We start from the raw sequence: 17,300 nt of genomic DNA, 5'->3' as shown, positions 1-17,300 counted from the left end.
CCGCCCGCACCGACACGGCCGCCGGGCCTCGACCAGCGGGCTAGGAGGCGCGCTGCTGTGTGCTGTTCGCGCCGTCCAGCTCCTCGCGGATTATGTCGGCGTGCCCGGAGTGGTGTGCGATCTCCCGCAGGATGTGCAGCACGGTGTAGCGCACCGACTGCCAGATCCGCTCCGGCGCCCATGGCGCGGTCGGCGTGGGAATCGCGGTGTCGAGGCTGTCCACCGATCGGATCAGCTCGGCCGTTGCCGCGGCGACCTCGTCCCAGGCGGCCAGCAATCCGGACACGGTCTCGTCCGGCGCCATGACGTACTCGCCCGCGTAGGCGGAGACGTCGAGTTCGGCGTTCTCGTCCCGCCGCACGATCACCGAGGTCCAGTGCCGCTCGCAGTTGATCAGGTGATGCAGCAGGCCGCCGAGGGTCAGTTCGCTCACGGTGGTCCGCCGCCGCGCTTGCTCCTCATCGATCCCGCGCAGGGTGATGCGGAAAAGCTCGCGCTGGTCGGCGAGCATCGCTATCAGATCCTCGCGTTCCTGTTCGGTACTCATGGCGCTCACGCTACGGCCGAAGCGGCGCGTCGGGCACTCACGCCTTCCCGACGCCGGTCTTCTTCGCCGCCGTCTTCTGCGCCGTGGTCTTCTTGGCGACCGTCTTGGTGGTGGTCGCCTTCGTGGCGGCCGTCTTCTTCGCAGCGGCTTTCTTGGCGGGGGCCTTCTTCGCAGCGGTCTTCTTGGCGGCCTTCTTCACCGGCCCGCGTGCCCGCCGATCGGCGAGCAGTTCCATGGCCCGCTCCGGGGTGATCGACTCGATCTCGTCGCCCTTGCGCAACGTCGCGTTGGTCTCGCCGTCTGTGACGTACGGGCCGAAGCGGCCATCCTTGATCACCATCGGCTTGCCGGTGGCCGAGTCGGTGCCGAGCTCACGCAGCGGGGCCGAGCTCGAAGCCTGCCGTCCGCGGCGCTTGGGCTCCGAGTAGATCTTCAGCGCCTCCTCCAGCGTCACGGTGAAGATCTGGTCCTCGGTGTTCAGCGACCGCGAATCGGTGCCCTTCTTCAGATACGGCCCGTACCGCCCGTTCTGCGCCGTGATCTCCTCGCCGTTGGCCGGGTCGGTGCCGACCACACGCGGCAGGGACAACAACTCGAGCGCGTCGTCGAGCGTGATGGTGGCCAGTTCCATGGACTTGAAGAGCGATCCGGTGCGCGGCTTCGGCGCGGCGGCCTTCTTCGCGTTCTTCTTCGCGGGCTCCTGCCCCTCCTCGACCTGTGGCTCAGGCAGGATCTCGGTGACGTACGGCCCGAAACGTCCTTCCTTGGCGACGATCTCGTGGCCGGTCGCGGGGTCGACGCCGAGCGCACGGCCTTCCTGCGGCGTCGCGAACAGCTTCTCCGCGACCTCGGGGGTCAGCTCGTCCGGCGGGAGATCGTCCGGCAGATTGGCTCGCTGCGAGACCGAATCACCTTCCGGGTCATCGGGATTCGGGACCATCCGCTCCAGGTACGGCCCGTACCTGCCGACCCGGACCACGACGTCGCGTCCGTCGGCGTCACTGAACAGCTTGATGGAGTTGATCTCTCGGGCATCGATGTCGTCGAGCCGGTCGCCGACCATCCTCTTCAGCCCGCCCGAGCGCGCGACCGAACCCTCGACGCCGTGATCGCCGCCGAAGTAGAAGCTGGACAACCAGTTTCCGCGCTGTTCGCGGCCACCCGCGATGGCGTCGAGATCGTCCTCCATGGCCGCGGTGAAATCGAAGTCGACCAGGCGGCCGAAATGTTCTTCCAGCAGGCCGATCACGGCGAACGCCACCCAGGACGGCACCAGTGCGCTGCCACGCTTGTACACATACCCCCGGTCGAGAATCGTCTTGATGATCGACGCATACGTCGACGGACGACCGATACCGAGCTCTTCGAGCGTCTTGATCAGCGAGGCCTCGGTGTAGCGAGCGGGCGGATTTGTGGTGTGCCCGTCGGGATTCAGCTCCACCGCGGTGACCGCTCGACCCTGCTCCAGCGCGGGCAGCCGGGATTCGGCATCGTCGGACTGACCGCCCGCCTCCTCGTCCACGCTTTCCACATAGGCCTTGAGGAAGCCGGGGAAGGTGATGGTGCGACCGGAGGCGGAGAACACGCACTCCTCGCCGGTGCCGGCCACGCCGGTGATGCGCAGGGTCAGCGTGGTGCCCTTGGCATCGGCCATCTGCGAGGCGACGGTGCGCTGCCAGATGAGCTCATACAGGCGGAACTCGTCGTTATCCAACCGCGAGTGCAGCTGGCCGGGCGTGGCGAACGTATCGCCTGCCGGGCGAATCGCCTCGTGTGCCTCCTGGGCGTTCTTCACCTTGCGGTTGTATTGCCGGGCGGTGGGGTGCACGTACTCGGCGCCGTAGAGCTGGGTCGCCTGAGAACGGGCGGCGGCGATGGCCGACTCCGACAGCGTGGTCGAGTCGGTACGCATGTAGGTGATGTAGCCGTTCTCGTACAACCGCTGCGCGACCCGCATGGTCCGCTCGGAGCTGAAACGCAGCTTGCGTCCCGCCTCCTGCTGCAGCGTCGAGGTCATGAACGGCGGATACGGCTTGCGGCTGTAGGGCTTGGCCTCCGCCGAGGACACCACCAGGTCGGCACCGTCCAGCGCCTCGGCGAGCCGCCGCGCATAGCCTTCGTTCAGCACCACGACGCCGTTGGTGGCCTTGAGGTGGCCGTCCGGACCGAAATCCCGCCCGGTCGCGACCCTGGCGCCGTCGACGGCGACCAAGCGGGCCCCGAAGGTCCTCGGGTTGGTCGTCTCGCCTTCCTCGCCGGTGCCCGCGTCAAGTTTGGCGGCGATGTCCCAGTACTCGGCCGAGCGGAACGACATCCGCTCGCGCTCGCGCTGCACGATCACCCGGGTGGCCACCGACTGCACGCGGCCCGCCGACAGTCGCGGCATGACCTTCTTCCACAGCACCGGGCTGACCTCGTAGCCGTACAGCCGGTCCAGGATGCGGCGGGTCTCCTGGGCGTCGACCAGGTCGCTGTCGAGCTCGCGGGTGTCCGCCGCGGCAGCCTGGATGGCGGGCTCGGTGATCTCGTGGAACACCATCCGCCGGACCGGCACCTTCGGCTTGAGCGTCTCCAGTAGATGCCAGGCGATGGCCTCGCCCTCGCGGTCGGGGTCGGTGGCCAGGTAGAGCTCGTCGGCGTCCTTCAGCAGGCTCTTGAGCTCGGTGACCTTGGCCTTCTTGTCCGGGCTCACGACGTAGATGGGCTCGAAATCATTGTCGACGTCCACGCCGAGACGCGCCCAGGACTGCCCTTTGTACTTGGCCGGGACGTCGGCCGCGCCCCGCGGCAGATCCCGGATATGACCGACCGACGCCTCGACCGTGTAGTTGCGACCGAGGTACGGCGCGATCTTGCGTGCCTTGGTCGGGGACTCGACGATCACGAGACGACGCAGGGGACGGCCCTGGTCGGCTGCACCGCGGTCTCGTGTTGCCACCGGCGAATACACCTTTCCTGATCGACCCGCGCTGCGTTGTTTCCGCTGTGCGCGGCTGGGGGTAAGCGGCTGCGACGGCTGTACGTCGCCACCAGACACGTTTATACCGTGACGCCGCGTGTGGTCGAGTGCTTGCGACTCGAACCACTGAGGGTACGCGCGTCAGTTCGAACCAGTATGCCCTGTCTTTTCGCCACCTCTGCGCGGCGGCGTGCTCGACGGGCGTTCCGCCAGTTCGCACGGGCCGTGTCTACCCCAGATATAGCTCGTCCCCCACCCCGTTGCCGGTGGTGAGGGACGAGCGGTGAATCATGCGCCGCTCAGCTGAGCGCACGCACTCCGGTGGCCTGCGGGCCCTTCGTGCCCTGGCCGACCTCGAATTCGACCTTCTGGTTCTCCTCGAGGGTGCGGAAGCCCGAACCCTGGATCTCGGAGTAGTGGACGAAGACGTCAGCGGAGCCGTCCTCGGGCGCGATGAAGCCGAACCCCTTCTCCGCGTTGAACCACTTCACAGTTCCCTGTGCCATTCTGTTCCTTCTCTTTTCTTACCGGAACGGCGGACAACTGGGTTCGTCCACCGGGTCCGTTCCGACCGCTGTACTGTTGGTTCCCCCTGCAGGAAAGCACCAAGCACACCGTTCGCAACATCGATCCTGCTGACGGTTTGGACTTTGGATCCGTCCCTCGAACACAGAAGCTTGCGACCAGGAACCAGTGAACCATGTCTCCGGGCAATTCAACAGTCGAGTTACCGACAATTTGCAAAAAAGTTGATCTTGCGAATGCGCAGGTGAGGGACACAATGGCGGAATCTGGACTTGCAGTTCGTTTGCCTTCTGATAACCGAGTCGACGTTCGGCAATCCAGCTGTGACCCAGGTCGCTATTGGGTATCGAAATGGCAGGTGGCGCTTCCCGGACGCACACGTTTCACACTTTCCGAGCGTGTTGCGGGGATCGTCTCGTGAATCCAGCGGGCTCGGCGCCCCGCGCGCAGCCGCCAACCGACCTCGGCTACGGCGCATCGTTGCTGAATCGTGTCCTAGCCGGAGTGCCGCATGACGACCTTCGGCTGACCCATGTCGTCGAGTTGCCGCCCCGCGCGGCAGATCGCACCGCCTGGCCCGCGTGGACATCGCCGGAAGTGATCGCCGCGTTGCGCGACGCGGGCGTCGATGCACCCTGGAGTCATCAGGCCGAGACGGCGAGCCTGGCTTTCGAAGGCAAACACGTGGTCGTGAGCACCGGGACCGCGTCGGGCAAGTCGCTCGGGTACCAGCTCCCGGTGCTCACGACGCTGCAAACGGATCCGAAAGCCACCGCGCTGTACCTGGCCCCCACGAAGGCGCTCGGCGCCGATCAGCTGCGTGTGGTCGGGGAACTGACCCGTGAAGGTCCGCTGCGGGATATCCATCCGGCCACCTACGACGGCGACACGCCAGCCGAGATCCGGCAGTGGGTGCGCGCCAACGCGCGATGGATTTTCACCAATCCAGACATGCTTCACCTGGGCATACTGCGGTCGCACCAACGCTGGGCGCGCGTGCTGCGCAGGCTGCGCTATGTGATCGTGGACGAATGCCATGCCTATCGCGGGATCTTCGGCTCGCACGTCGCCCTGGTGCTGCGCAGACTGCGGCGGATCGCCGCGCGATACGGTGCCGATCCGGTGTTCGTGCTGTGCTCGGCGACCACGGCGGAACCAGCGGCGGCCGCGTCCCGGCTGATCGGCGCGCCCTGCGCGGCGGTCACGCGGGACGGCTCACCACAGGGTCCGCGCACGGTCGCGCTCTGGGAACCGCCGCTGCTCACCGCGGTGACCGGCGAGAACGGCGCTCCGGTGCGCAGGGGTGCCACCGCGGAGGCGGCGCGGATCATGGCGGATCTGGTGGCCGAAGGGGCGCGGACCTTGACCTTCGTCCGCTCGCGCCGGGCCGCCGAGCAGACCGCGATGGATGCCAGGAGGCTGTTGGCCGAAGTCGATCCCGACCTCGCCGAGCGGGTGGCGTCCTATCGCGCGGGCTACCTCGCGGAGGACCGCCGCGACCTGGAGGCAGCGTTGTCGGATGGGTCGCTGCTGGGTGCGGCGACGACCAACGCACTGGAACTCGGCGTCGATATCGCGGGGCTGGACGCCGTGGTCATCTCGGGTTTTCCCGGTACGGTCGCATCGTTCTGGCAGCAGGCCGGGCGGGCCGGACGGCGTACCCAGGGATCACTGGTGCTGCTCGTGGCCCGGGATGATCCACTCGACACCTACCTGGTCCACCACCCGGACGCGCTGCTGGACAAACCGGTCGAGGCCACCATCACCGATCCGCGCAATCCCTACGTGCTCGGTCCGCAACTGTTGTGCGCCGCACTGGAACTACCGCTCACCGATACCGAGGTGGACGAGCTCGGCGCGCGCGAAGTGCTGCACGATCTGACCGCGAAAGGGCTGATCAGACGGCGCGGGGCACAGGAAGGCGCGCGGTGGTATGTCACCGCGGAGACGCAGCCGCACGACGCGGTCGACGTCCGAGGTGGCATCGGCACGCCGGTGGCCATCGTGGACGGCGAGACCGGCAGGCTGCTGGGCACCGCCGACGCGGGACGGGCACCGGCAACGCTGCACCAGGGCGCCGTCCACCTGCATCAGGGTGATACCTACCTGGTCGACGAGCTGGACCTCGACGATGGCGTGGCCTTCGTGCACGCGGCGGAACCGGGATGGACCACCAGCGCGCGGCAGACGACCTCCATCACCATCGACGCGATGACCGAGCACCGCCGCCACGGTCACGTGACGACCGCTCTGGCACAGGTGCGGGTCACCAGTCAGGTGATCGGCTATCTGCGCACGCTGGCCACCGGCGAAGTGCTCGACCTCGTGGAACTCGATCTGCCCCCGCGAACGCTCCCCACCAGGGCGGTTATGTACACGGTGACACCCGAGTTGTTGGCGCTGGCCGGTATCGAACCCCAGGACGCTCCGGGCGCGCTGCACGCGGCCGAGCACGCGGCGATCGGCCTGTTGCCGCTGGTGGCGACCTGCGACCGTTGGGACATCGGCGGCGTCTCCACGGCCGAGCATCCGGACACCGGGCTTCCCACGGTCTTCGTCTACGACGGCCAAGCGGGCGGAGCCGGTTTCGCCGAGCGGGGGTTCGCCCAGCTGGGGCGGTGGCTTTCGGCAACCCTCGCGGCCATCGAGTCCTGCGGATGCGCCGCAGGCTGCCCGTCCTGCGTCCAATCCCCCAAGTGCGGTAACGGGAACCACCCGCTGGACAAGGCCGGAGCGGCACGCCTGCTCACCGCCGTACTCGCCGCACTGCACGACGGTGACGGCGCCTCGCTTGATTCGTGACGATGCGGAACCCGGTGATCGCTTGTCCAGGTTGCCAGGGCGGCCCCGGGAAACGCTGGGACACCTCCCAGTGGCGTGGCGCCGCGCCGCCCCGGAGAATAAAAAGGAATGAATTCATGTTAACTAGGCTATTGCCACATCATCCGTTGCGTACATGCGCATTCATTCGTTTTCCATATCCGCCAGCCCCGCGCGAATTTCGGAAGCCGGTTTTTACCAGCCGGTAGAATTCCGGTTTCCGCCACTCTAAGCGACGCCCGGGCGGTTGTGTATCGAACTCTTCAGTCTTCAACTGGTCCGGCTCTAGCGATCGCTCCGACTCTCCGATCGCCATACAGACCTATTGGTACATTCGTTTCGACAGTGACGGTCACGTCCCACTCCACGGCCGTACAGATCCGGATCCGTGTCCCCATTCGCCGCGCCACCTCATCCGCTTCGGCGCACGCCACATCCGCTCCCTGCACCAATGCACTCGCCGCGGCCAGCGCTGCCATATCCGCCGCGGCCTGCGCGCGATGTCGCGCCACCACGACGGCGCCCACCTGCGCGATCAACAACGTGATGCCGATCAACGCAACCAACGCCGAGCCGGCGAACACAGTCGCTACGCCGTCCGCACCATGAACTGCCTCTACGAACCGCCGCCGTGCCCAGCGCCCGGCCCGGTCGACGGCTTCACGACGGGCCCGCCTACCGAAGTCCATGACCGGCATCACCTGTGTGCTCCCGCTCACGGTGACTCGCTCCTTTCCCGCTGGAAGCAGCCGTAGGCCGCATGATGGTGGATCTCCCGGTCCGCCGAGCCTGACGACCGGAGTCGCATTGATGTCCGTCCGACTCGAAAGGTCCCAGCCGTGCCTGCAAGCCGGCCGAGGACTTCGCCGTCACGGTGCGCTGCCCGGTTCTAGGGTCGCGACCGCCTCGGCGCGAAGCGTGAGCAGCGGCAGAAGGGGAGTTCGGGCGGAGACGACCGCGACCGCGCGGGTGCCTTCGGTGCGGAGAGCGATGTCGGCCGCAGGCGGGGCGATCCGCCGGGCCGCGGGTACGGCATTGCCGTGATCGCCCCGCGCGGCCAGACGCGCCGCCTCGCGGGCGGCGTCGACACAGCGCACCTGCGTCGACGCCGCCAGCAAGGCACCGAGACACAGCACGACGGTGGCGACCACCGCGGTCAGCGCGAGCGCCGCCTCGACTGTCACCGCCCCTCGGTCGTCACTCGGCCTCGGCCGGCCGTGGTGGACTCGGCCACCGATGACGCCGCCTACACCGACGTGTTGAGCGCCCGATCGATGATCTTCGTCAGCGCGTTGACGATACTGTCGCCCGTCACCACGCCGTAGAGCACCGCACCGAACGCAGCCGCCGCGATCGTGCCGATCGCGTACTCCGCGGTGCTCATGCCGTCCTCGGCGACCAACGCCTGCACCGCTCGCCCGCGCAGGCCCGTATATACAGCCTTCAGCCGCTGGCCGACGGACCTCGTCACCCGCTCCATACGCATCCGATTCCCCTCTCATTCCGGCCCGTGCAGCCCCTCCGCACGAGCACGCTTCCCTGGACGCACCAGACGCCGCGATCCCACGCCATCGCCCCGAACCCAGCTGACGGATCCGAATCCGCGCGGCTGCGGCGCACGAACGCGTTGCCTCCGAGACGGTGCTCGGCGGGATCACAGCAGACCGCCGCCGAGTACCCGGCCCGCCAAGCCGATGACCACAGGCACGATGCCGAGGCAGACGAATGCGGGAAGGAAGCACAGGCCAAGCGGTCCTCCGATCAGGACGCCTGCGCGTTCCGCCTTCGCGGCGGCCGCGTCTTCGACCGTCGCCCTGCGCTGTCCGGCCAGCTCGCCGACCGCGACCGCCAGCGACGCGCCGGAGCGAGCCGAACGGCGCGCCATCCTGGCCAGTGACTCGATCTCCTCGGCCCATGGACGCCCAGCTCCATCTCGGGCGATCTGTTCCCAGGCGGTGGCCGCGTCCGCGCCCAGTGCGAGCAGATCCGCCGCCTGCCGCAGTGCTCCGCCCAGCGGTTCCGGCGCCTCGGGCGCCACCGCCCGCGCCGCATCCGCCGTCGGCAGACCGGCTCGCAGGCACGCGGCGAGCAGGTCGAAGACCGAGGCGGCGGCCAACGGATCGGCGTTCCGGTTTCCGCCACGCGACTCCTCGACTCGCCCGCTGACCGGCTGGCGCAGGGCACGCAACCGCCGGCTGACCGCCACTCGTCCCGGCAGCAGTGCCAAGGCGATCGCCGACAACAGCAGCGGCGCCACCGTCTCCGTTGTCACTGTCATCCCAGCCTTCCCTTCCCGGAGCACGTTGGATCGGTGAAAGTGTTCTCACGCCAGCACCTTTCGTGTAATGACATCGGTCCACAGCAACCCGGTACAGGCCAGCCCGGCGCCAAGGGGAAGCAGCACTTGGCCTGCGGAAGAGGCGAAGAGGACATGCAGAGGGGAAGCGCCCATCATCTGGCCGAGCGCGATTCCGAGACACGGCAGGCAGGCCAGAACCGCGGCGGTGGCCCGGGCACCGGCCAGTGCCGCGGTGGTGCGGCCGTGAAACCGTATGCGCTCCGCGAGATCCGTCCGAGCTGCGGACAGCAACTCGGCCAGCGCCAGGCCGTGCTGCTCGGCGATCTGCCACGCGCCCGCGACTCGGGCCAGTTCCGCCGCGACAAGGGACTCCGGTCTCCGCAGCCCCTCGGCCGCGGACCCGCCGAGCCGACTGCGGGCGGCGCCGACGGCGAAGACGCGTGCCGACTCGCCGTGCACCTCGCGCGCCGCGACCTCGGCGGCCGTACTCGGATGGGCGCCTACCCGCAACTCGCTGATGACGGCTTCCAACGCCCCGAGGAGGTAGTCGCGCTCGGCGTTCCTGCGCCGGTCGCGCGCAGACCGGCGGACCCGCAGCGCTAGCGTCCCCGCGATCATGCTCGCCGCGAGAAATGGACCTGGCCCGAGAAGGACGAGCACGGCGACAACGCCTGCGACGGCACCACCGCAAGCCATGGTGCTCCACGCTGGCCTTCGATGCTCGCTTCGTGACCTGAATATCCGGGCGAACCGGCGCCGTGATCCCGGCGCCGGAGCCACGACCAGCACCAATGCGAGAAGCACCATCGCCGCACTCATCGGTCGAGCCGTTCGGCGAGCAGGCGGGACAGGTCGGTAGCGGCGGGAGCTTTGGCCGTGGAGTGCCATGCGGGCGTGATCCGCACCCGGCCACCGTCGGTGCGATGCACCAGACCGATCTCACGCAGCCCGCGCGTACCGTCGGGCCGGCGGTGCACATGAAGGACGACTTGGACCGCGGCGGCGAGTTGGCTGTGCAGGGCCGCGCGGTCCATTCCACCCAACGCGGCAAGGGCCTCCAAGCGCGCGGGAACCTCCTGCGGCGAGTTGGCGTGCACGGTACCCGCGCCGCCGTCGTGACCGGTCTTAGTGCCCACGCAACCGGCGTCCGCGATATTCGTACCCATCCGTGAACGGGCCTGTGGCGAACAGGGATTGATGCATACGTTCGCTACGTACTGGGCCACGGCGGGGCGGTCGGCTGTGGATGTTGATCGGTTCGCTGTCCGGAAGGTCCGCCACCGTGACGGTCGGTTGTCGTATTGGATCTTCACCCCGACCGGGGAGGTGCATCGGCCGTCGCTGGCGGTGCTGACTCGGCACGGGACCTCGACACAGGAGACCTACGCTTACAGCCTGGTCGATCACCTGAACTGGCTGCATATCAACAACCGCAGTCCGAGCACGATCACTTTCGATGACCTGAGCCGCTACATGAACGGTGTCACCGGCCAGGCCGACGGCGTCTACGGCCTGGCCTGGCGGCGACCGGATCAGAAGCCTCTCGGCGCCTCGGCGGCGGGCAATGTGGCGACGGTGGTGAAGGCCTACTACGTGTCGCTGCAAGCGACGGGGGAAGTCCAGCCAGCTTTGATCGAGGCCTTGACCTCCGGCCGCAGCTTCACCCGGCACGGTCGATCCAGGCGGGCGGTGGAGTCGAATCCCCTCGCCCCACGCAAAGGTTCGCGGCGGCCGCGATTTCTGCCGGACAAGGTCGTGGAGGCGCTGTTCGAGCCGGGGGTGCTCACGACCGCCCGCGACGTCATGATTGTCACCTGGCTGCACGACGGAGGCCTTCGCGTCGGTGGGCTCTGTGGGCTGCGGTTCTGTGACTTGCACCTGACCAGGCACCACCCCTGCGGTCAGCACGCCGAACCGCACGTTCATGTCGTCGGCCGCGACGACAACCCCAACCTCGCGCGGGCGAAGTCCTACGTTACGGCCGATCCGAGTAGGGACGGCTACATCGTCGACGGGGTGATCCGGGCGGTGAGTGATGACATGATCAGCACTTTCTACGCCTACCTGCTGGATGAATACCATCCCATCCAGCATCTGGTCGATCACGAGCAGATCCTCATCCACCTGTCCGGCACCACCGTCGGCGCGGCGCTGCACACCGGAGGCGTCCGCAAGATGCTGGGCCGGGCTTGCCGCCGCGCGGGCCTGAACGTCCGCGTGCTTCCACATAGTTTCCGGCACAAGGCCGCTGCCGCGCTCTATGCGGAGTCGGACTTCAACGCCGAGTTGGTGGCCCAGGAGTTCGGCTGGGCCAGCCCGTCGATGGTCACCGATGTCTACGGCAGGTCGGCCAACCGGGAGGCGATGAAGTTCCTGCAGCAGGCATGGGAAGCCACCGCGCGGCCACCGGCCGAGCCCTATCTCACTCCGGAGCGGACCTCGGGGGCCGACTCGTGACAGCACCGGACGCCACGCTGGCGCCCGTTCCGGCCACCGCGGGTGAGTATCTGGGGTTGAGCCCGCAGCAGCGCTACGACATTGTCGCCCAACAGTTTCCGGACTGGTTGGCCGCGGAGCCGATCGAGTTTCCCCCGCATCACCCCACCTACGGGTGGTGCTGCCGCGTCGAGGGTTGCGACAGCGTGCTGCACCAGACCTCACCCGCAAGCCAGCTCTGCATCGACCACGCGCGCCGCTATGCCAAGGTCAAAGACTCCGTCACCTTCGACGATTTCGTCGCCACGGCCACACCGAACGGGTCGCAGATCTTCGGCCGCGCGTTAGTGCGCGGCACTGCCTGCGAGGTGCGCGACTGCACGCGGGAGCTGGCGGCACGAGGGTATTGCCGCGGCCACCTCAACTCGCTGCGGCGGGCCCGGACGCGCGGCCACAGCGAAGCCGAGTGGTTTGTCACGCAGGGACCACTGCCGCCTGCGGAACCGTGCGCAGTCGATCGTTGCGTCCACGATAAGGTGACCGCCGCCGTTCTCGGCGGGGTCAAGAAGCCACTCTGCAATAGCCACGGCCACTACATATGGATCTGGCTGCGGCGGCCAAGAACTTCCGAGCACGAGCCGAGTTGGGAAGCGTTCTTCAACGATCCGGTTGTCGTCGCGTCCACGTCGCCGCCGAGCGCCCGGGGCCTGTTGTCGCTGGCGGCGTTGCCGGCGGGGCTGCAGCGCGAGATTCGATACGCCCTGCACAGGCATGCTCAGATCGCCTGGCGCGCGCAGTGGCGACCGGCAGTCTTGCGGACAGTCGTCGAATTGCTGGAGGCCGCGGGAGTTGGCTCCTTGAGCGATGCGGAGGCCGCCGAATCAGCTGCCACGGGGTCAAAGGCTTGCCGATATGTTTTGGCGGGCTTGGTTTTTGCGTCCCGCAGTCTCTTGTTCACCGCGGAGTCGGCCAAGGCAGCCGGGTGGTTCGACCCGATCCTGGTCGGCGCGGCACCGTTCCCCGAAGGCGGAGGAGCCTGCCGACGCAAACCCTGGGACCTGGCCCGGGTCATGCAGCCCTGGCTCCGCGATGTCCTCTGGGAGCATCTGCGCGACGAAGCGCTCAAACCGGATGGGAAGCGGCCCACGGCCCAGACCATCCACTACCGGCTCTCCGGCGTGTCTCTGCTGTCGACGGCCCTCGGCCAGAACCGCGCCGACCATGGCGACAACCCGCGGGCACTCGGCAGGGCCGACGCCGAGACCGTCAAACAGACCTGGGACCTGTGGTTCCAGGAGAAGATTCCCTTGCCGACGCTCTCGGTCTCCAACCAGCCGCGCGTGCTCACCGAGGTGACTCGGATGAACCTCATGTCCGCGATTCGGATCGTCCTGCGGACAGCTCGGGAGAAGAGCCGCACTCCTGCCGAGCTGGATCCGTTCATCTTCAGCCTGCCCGAATACCCTGTTCCGAAGAAGAAACCACGGCCGCGGCCGCTGACCTACGGCGACTTTCAACTACTGGTCTCCCCGGAAAGCCTGGCCAAGCTGGATGTCCTCGACCTCGAGAACGCCGGCCTGTCCGACATCTGGCTCACCCACGCATTCCAAGGCGGTCGGATCGTCGAGACGCTGAGCCTTGGGCTCGGTTGCATCGGGATCGTCGGCGTCGCCCAGCCCTACATCTGGCGCGATATCGCCAAGGTTGGTGTTGTCGACTACGGAATGCCTTGCTATTTACCGGTTTATGAGCGTCTGCTCCGGCGGCAGGAGAGCACCCGTGCCAGGCTGCGCCACCGTTACCGCGACGACCTGGCCGCCCTTGACGACCGCGGCCGCGCGCGTCTCGAAGCCACCTGGGACCGCGAGATGCCGCTGTTTCCCCGCACGAACGCCAACTACGACCTGAGACTGTTCGTCTCCTCCAGCGCATTTCGGGACCAGTTCAACGAATGGCTCGACGGCCTCGGGCTCAGCTCGGTCACCTCGCATCAGACCCGGGCGACGCTGGCCACCTCGCTGCTGAACAACGGTGCTCCCCCCGCGCTGGTCCGACAGCTGCTCGGGCACTTCTCCGAGGAAGCGCTGGTCCACTACGCCAACTACAACAACGACACCATGACCCGGCACCTGCAGCAGGTCTGGGCCGCCAGCCCCGGCATGGACAAACCCGGCACCATCCTGCTGCGCCCCACCGACCTGACCTCCGACAACCCGGCCGCCGCTGCGGTGCGGATCGACCTGACGGTGGTGCCGGTCGAGCACGGTCTTTGCCGTTACGGGCCGGTCGTTGGCGGCGCGGCCTGCCCCTACGGCAAGAACTGCAGTGACGGCCCGAAAGGGCCCTGCGAGCACTTCGTGCTCACCGGCGCCGACCTGGCCTACTGGGAACGCAAACGCGACGCCGCGGTCCACTTCGCCGAGGGCGCACCCACCGACGAAGCCCGCGACTACATCCTCAGCCAATGGGAGCCATGGGAACCCGTGCTCACCGGCCTGCGCCAGGCCCTCGACGAACTCGGCCTGCTCGAAGCCGCCGAGAAACTCGACCTGCGAAGCCCGGTCCACGACTACTTCAATCCGCTGTTCTCCACCGGATTCCGCCTGCCGCACTTGAACTCGCCCGGCGAGCACCCCTGATCACTGCACTCACAGAACGGAGACCACGCCCCTTGGCACCCACAGCCCGCCGTCGACCCGTCGAGGCGATCGAGCAACGGTCCCGCGCCAGCAGCGACTGCGAGAAACGCGTCCGCAGGGCACTGACGAAGTTGGCCAAGACCCATGCCCCGTTCACCATCGAAAACGTCTGCGACCTCGCCGGCGTCGGCAGGACGTTCATCTACGACAAACGCCGCCCCGAACTCACCAGAGCCGTCCTCGCCGCCCGCGACGCCTCCCAGGCCGTCACCGCCGCACGCGCCGAACTGGCCCTCGACGCCGCGACTGCGTCCTGGCGCGAACGCGCTCTCAACGCTGAGGTGCTCATCGAGACACTGCGCGCCGCGATCAAGGAACGCGACGACCGCATCAGCGACCTCACCGGACAGCTCTACGACCCCGAAGGCAACCATTTGATCGACGAGAATGCCAGCTTGCGGGCCATTCTCACCACACTCAATCAGAACCTGACGCAGCTCCGGACCGAAAACCGCACCCTCCGCCGATCCTTGGACGGCGCACGCGCCAACGTCAAACGCGAGCGAGAGCGCAACGTCACACAGATCTTCTGCCAGTGATAGCGATCAACTGCCCGACTCGGAATCGTCAGCGTCGTCGCTGTCGTCGGTGATGCCGTCATCAGCGTCAACCGCTGTCTCCTCAGCACTATCGGTGGATCGCTCGTCCCGAAACGAATCGGTCTGCAAACCTGGAGCCTCGAACCCATCAACGATTTCTGGGACTTGCGAGCTCAAGGTCTTCTCGAAGATGGAGCCGATACCGGTCTGCTGCGTCCTTCGGATCTCCTCGAGGATCGGGCTGGCGAGAGCGCTCTGCGACCGTCGGATCTCCTCGAGGATCGGGCTGGCGACAGCGTCCTGCGACCGTCGGATCCCTTCGAGGATCGGGCTGGCGAGAGCGTCCTGCGACCGTCGGATCCCTTCGATGACCGAATTGACGCCGGAGAATGAGGCGGACGAGCCCACGCGGCTCCTGCGGCTCACCCATGGCGCACGCATCGGATCGTCAGGAAGAGCCTCGGCAGACGAAACGACCAAGTCGCGGATGGTTCCATCCGATGCCACCGCAACATCACCAAGCAGCCGGACCAGTTTCGTGGTCTCGCTGAAAGTTTGATCCGCTTCGATCATCGAGAGATCGACTTCGGATTCCACGCTGAACCGCGCAGTCCAACCGGCCTCGCCGCGGCGGGCTCCTTCACTGAACTCCCATCCATGGTCTCGCTCCCGCACTCCAGTGATCTGGGCTGCCGCGACCTGCAAGGGAAGCGCTGCCTGCTCGGGATCAACAACGAGTTGAGGTGCTGACGCCGCAAGCCGACGCGTGAGCAGGTTCTTATCGAGGTTGTCGACCAAGTCGACAAGGACAGCATCCGGGACCGGGGCATACTGCGCGGCGAGGTGCTGTTCCAGCCGTCTCAGGCTGTTCACATAGCGAACTCGCTCCGCCAGGTTATAGCGGCCGAGGTCCTCGACCAGATGCTGGTGAAAAGGCATCGAACAGTCGTCGTGATCGTCGGTGTTCGGAATCCCTCCCTGCCCGAAGTCATTGTGGTTGTCGCTGACGAACCACACCTGCTCATCGAGATTCTGACGCGCAACGGCCATCACGGTGAGCCAGATCAGGGTGTCACGCAAGCCATCCTTCTTCCTGGATTCGCTATACGGAGCACGCGTCTCGGACGCACGACGCGCGAGTTCCATCAGATCGGCCGGTGGCGGAGGCTCGATGACTACATCGTGATCATGGAGGAAGTCGCGCAGCCACCGCTCGTATTCCTCCCATGCCTTCCTGATCTCAGCGAGCATCGAATCTCGCTGCTCGGCCAAGCCGAACTCTCCCACCTTCACTCTGAGCAGATTCCCGATCTCACTCTGCCAGTGGCGTCGGACCACGTTCACCGTCTCCATGAACGCGACCTCGGGCACCACGAGCCGCAAGCTCCACTCATCCTTGTTCCGGATCAGGGACACCCATTCCGGGCTTCGCAGCCTCGGCGAGTTAACGAGCATGTTGGTGTCGAACACGATGATTGTCACACTGCATATTGTCGCCTTGCACACGACAAATCAGCGCCGATACAGCAACGTCGCGAACACGTTCTCGACACTGTTACCTGCGCAAACGTCGTTTTGCAGGCTATGTCGTCCACTAAGACCGGTGTTCAACGCGGTCAGCAGGTCGACGACCTCCGCGCCTCTGACCTCGCCGACCACGATTCGGTCCGGACGCATACGCAGTGCCTGGCGGACCAGATCGCGCACGGTGACCGCACCGACGCCCTCGACATTCGCGGTCCTGGCGACCAGGCGGACGACGTGGGGATGTGGCGGTGCGAGCTCGGCCGCGTCTTCGACACAGATGATCCGCTCCCTGGGATGCACGGTCGCCAGCAGGCCGGACAGGAGCGTCGTCTTCCCCGCCCCGGTGCCGCCGACCACCAAGAAAGCCAGCCGTGCCCGAACAATGCGCTCCAGCAAGAGCTTTGCCTCCGCCGGCACCGCACCCGCCGCGGCGAGCGCGTCCAGTCCCTGAGTAGCCGGGCGAAGTACACGCAGCGAAAGGCAGGTGCCGCCATGGGCGACCGGCGCGAGTACCGCGTGCAAGCGGACACCGAACGAATCACCCAGCGCCGCACCGGTTCCGGACAGTCGGCCGTCCACCCAAGGTTGCGCGTCGTCGAGCCGCCGCCCCGCCGACAGCGCCAAGCGCTGCGCGAGCCGCCGGACCGCGGCCTCGTCCGGAAACGTGATGGAAGTCTTCTCCAGTCCACGCCCGCGATCGATCCACACCGCGTCGGGCCCGGTCACCAGCACGTCCGCGACGTCCGGATCGTGCAGCAGCGGTTCGAGCACACCCGCGCCGGTCATCTCGGTCTGCAACAACCGCAGCGCCCGCAGCAGGTCGGTGTCGCCGAGCACCCCGCCTGCCTCGGCCCGGATCGCCGCGGCGACCTGCGCCGGATCCGGGTCACCCGTCTCGGCAGCCAGCCGCTCGCGCACTCGATCCAGCAGCTCACCCGTCAGTAGCGCA

At 67.1% G+C, this 17,300-nt stretch carries 13 protein-coding genes and 2 pseudogenes; 4 read left to right on the top strand and 11 right to left on the bottom strand.

Annotated features, from left to right (window positions below; genetic code table 11):
* Positions 1-40: 40 nt before the first annotated feature.
* From NA4_RS12695 to NA4_RS12685, 3 genes are all read right to left on the bottom strand, one after another.
* Positions 41-547: a mycothiol transferase gene (locus NA4_RS12695; protein WP_067469082.1), complete on the bottom strand. Its 507-nt coding sequence runs from the start codon at positions 545-547 to the stop codon at positions 41-43.
* Positions 548-584: 37 nt separating this feature from the next.
* Complete coding sequence (gene topA / locus NA4_RS12690) at positions 585-3,431, bottom strand: type I DNA topoisomerase (RefSeq protein ID WP_245671315.1); 2,847 nt, start codon at positions 3,429-3,431, stop codon at positions 585-587.
* 374 nt (positions 3,432-3,805) lie between these two features.
* Positions 3,806-4,012, bottom strand: coding sequence for a cold-shock protein (locus NA4_RS12685; protein WP_011206895.1), 207 nt, complete (start codon positions 4,010-4,012; stop codon positions 3,806-3,808).
* A gap of 370 nt (positions 4,013-4,382) precedes the next feature.
* Between NA4_RS12685 and sftH the strand changes: the two genes are divergently transcribed.
* A complete protein-coding gene (gene sftH / locus NA4_RS12680; protein ID WP_084497026.1) occupies positions 4,383-6,833 on the top strand; it encodes a DEAD/DEAH box helicase in 2,451 nt (816 codons plus the stop codon).
* A gap of 281 nt (positions 6,834-7,114) precedes the next feature.
* On the opposite strand, the gene NA4_RS12675 is transcribed toward sftH, so the two are convergent.
* From NA4_RS12675 to NA4_RS12650, 6 genes and pseudogenes are all read right to left on the bottom strand, one after another.
* Entirely contained in the window at positions 7,115-7,540 is a 426-nt protein-coding gene (locus NA4_RS12675; RefSeq protein ID WP_084497034.1) for an Rv3654c family TadE-like protein, read from the bottom strand.
* A 180-nt stretch (positions 7,541-7,720) separates the two neighbouring features.
* The gene (locus NA4_RS12670; protein ID WP_084497025.1) at positions 7,721-8,035 is read right to left on the bottom strand and encodes a TadE family type IV pilus minor pilin; all 315 of its coding nucleotides are present in this window, start codon (positions 8,033-8,035) and stop codon (positions 7,721-7,723) included.
* A gap of 62 nt (positions 8,036-8,097) precedes the next feature.
* Positions 8,098-8,298: a DUF4244 domain-containing protein gene (locus NA4_RS12665; RefSeq protein WP_157128970.1), complete on the bottom strand. Its 201-nt coding sequence runs from the start codon at positions 8,296-8,298 to the stop codon at positions 8,098-8,100.
* 207 nt (positions 8,299-8,505) lie between these two features.
* A complete protein-coding gene (locus tag NA4_RS12660; RefSeq protein WP_067469068.1) occupies positions 8,506-9,129 on the bottom strand; it encodes a type II secretion system F family protein in 624 nt (207 codons plus the stop codon).
* 45 nt (positions 9,130-9,174) lie between these two features.
* A complete protein-coding gene (locus tag NA4_RS12655) occupies positions 9,175-9,969 on the bottom strand; it encodes a type II secretion system F family protein (protein ID WP_067469062.1) in 795 nt (264 codons plus the stop codon).
* Positions 9,966-10,274 (bottom strand): annotated as a pseudogene (locus NA4_RS12650) (TadA family conjugal transfer-associated ATPase); the annotation flags it as partial. The gene NA4_RS12655 and the pseudogene NA4_RS12650, both read right to left, overlap by 4 nt.
* A 169-nt stretch (positions 10,275-10,443) precedes the next feature.
* On the opposite strand from NA4_RS12650, the gene NA4_RS12645 reads away from it, so the two are divergent.
* The 3 genes from NA4_RS12645 to NA4_RS12635 are packed head-to-tail and all read left to right on the top strand — an operon-like array spanning position 10,444 to position 14,824.
* Entirely contained in the window at positions 10,444-11,607 is a 1,164-nt protein-coding gene (locus tag NA4_RS12645; protein WP_245671312.1) for a tyrosine-type recombinase/integrase, read from the top strand.
* Positions 11,604-14,225, top strand: a complete 2,622-nt coding sequence (locus tag NA4_RS12640) for a tyrosine-type recombinase/integrase (RefSeq protein ID WP_067469056.1) — start codon at positions 11,604-11,606, stop codon at positions 14,223-14,225. The genes NA4_RS12645 and NA4_RS12640 overlap by 4 nt, the downstream gene beginning before the upstream one ends.
* A 32-nt stretch (positions 14,226-14,257) precedes the next feature.
* Positions 14,258-14,824, top strand: coding sequence for a hypothetical protein (locus tag NA4_RS12635; RefSeq protein WP_067469053.1), 567 nt, complete (start codon positions 14,258-14,260; stop codon positions 14,822-14,824).
* Positions 14,825-14,830: 6 nt separating this feature from the next.
* Here the strand turns inward: NA4_RS12635 and NA4_RS12630 are convergent, their stop codons facing one another.
* Together NA4_RS12630 and NA4_RS12625 are read right to left on the bottom strand one after the other, a co-directional pair.
* Positions 14,831-16,306 (bottom strand): PIN domain-containing protein, encoded by a 1,476-nt coding sequence (locus NA4_RS12630; RefSeq protein ID WP_067469050.1) that lies wholly within the window; start codon positions 16,304-16,306, stop codon positions 14,831-14,833.
* A 108-nt stretch (positions 16,307-16,414) separates the two neighbouring features.
* A pseudogene (locus NA4_RS12625) lies at positions 16,415-17,300 on the bottom strand (TadA family conjugal transfer-associated ATPase); the annotation flags it as partial.

This window comes from Nocardia amamiensis NBRC 102102, from assembly GCF_001612745.1.
GTDB classification, from domain to species: Bacteria; Actinomycetota; Actinomycetes; order Mycobacteriales; family Mycobacteriaceae; genus Nocardia; species Nocardia amamiensis.
The sequence above is the reverse complement of the archived record's forward strand: the minus strand, read 5'-3'. Positions and strand labels throughout refer to the sequence as shown.

Coding starts and splice junctions, on each gene's coding strand:
- NA4_RS12695 (WP_067469082.1), bottom strand. CDS start 547: ATGAGTACCGAACAGGAACGCGAGGATCTGATAGCGATGCTCGCCGAC.
- NA4_RS12685 (WP_011206895.1), bottom strand. CDS start 4,012: ATGGCACAGGGAACTGTGAAGTGGTTCAACGCGGAGAAGGGGTTCGGC.
- sftH (WP_084497026.1), top strand. CDS start 4,383: ATGGCAGGTGGCGCTTCCCGGACGCACACGTTTCACACTTTCCGAGCG.
- NA4_RS12675 (WP_084497034.1), bottom strand. CDS start 7,540: ATGGACTTCGGTAGGCGGGCCCGTCGTGAAGCCGTCGACCGGGCCGGG.
- NA4_RS12660 (WP_067469068.1), bottom strand. CDS start 9,129: ATGACAGTGACAACGGAGACGGTGGCGCCGCTGCTGTTGTCGGCGATC.
- NA4_RS12655 (WP_067469062.1), bottom strand. CDS start 9,969: ATGAGTGCGGCGATGGTGCTTCTCGCATTGGTGCTGGTCGTGGCTCCG.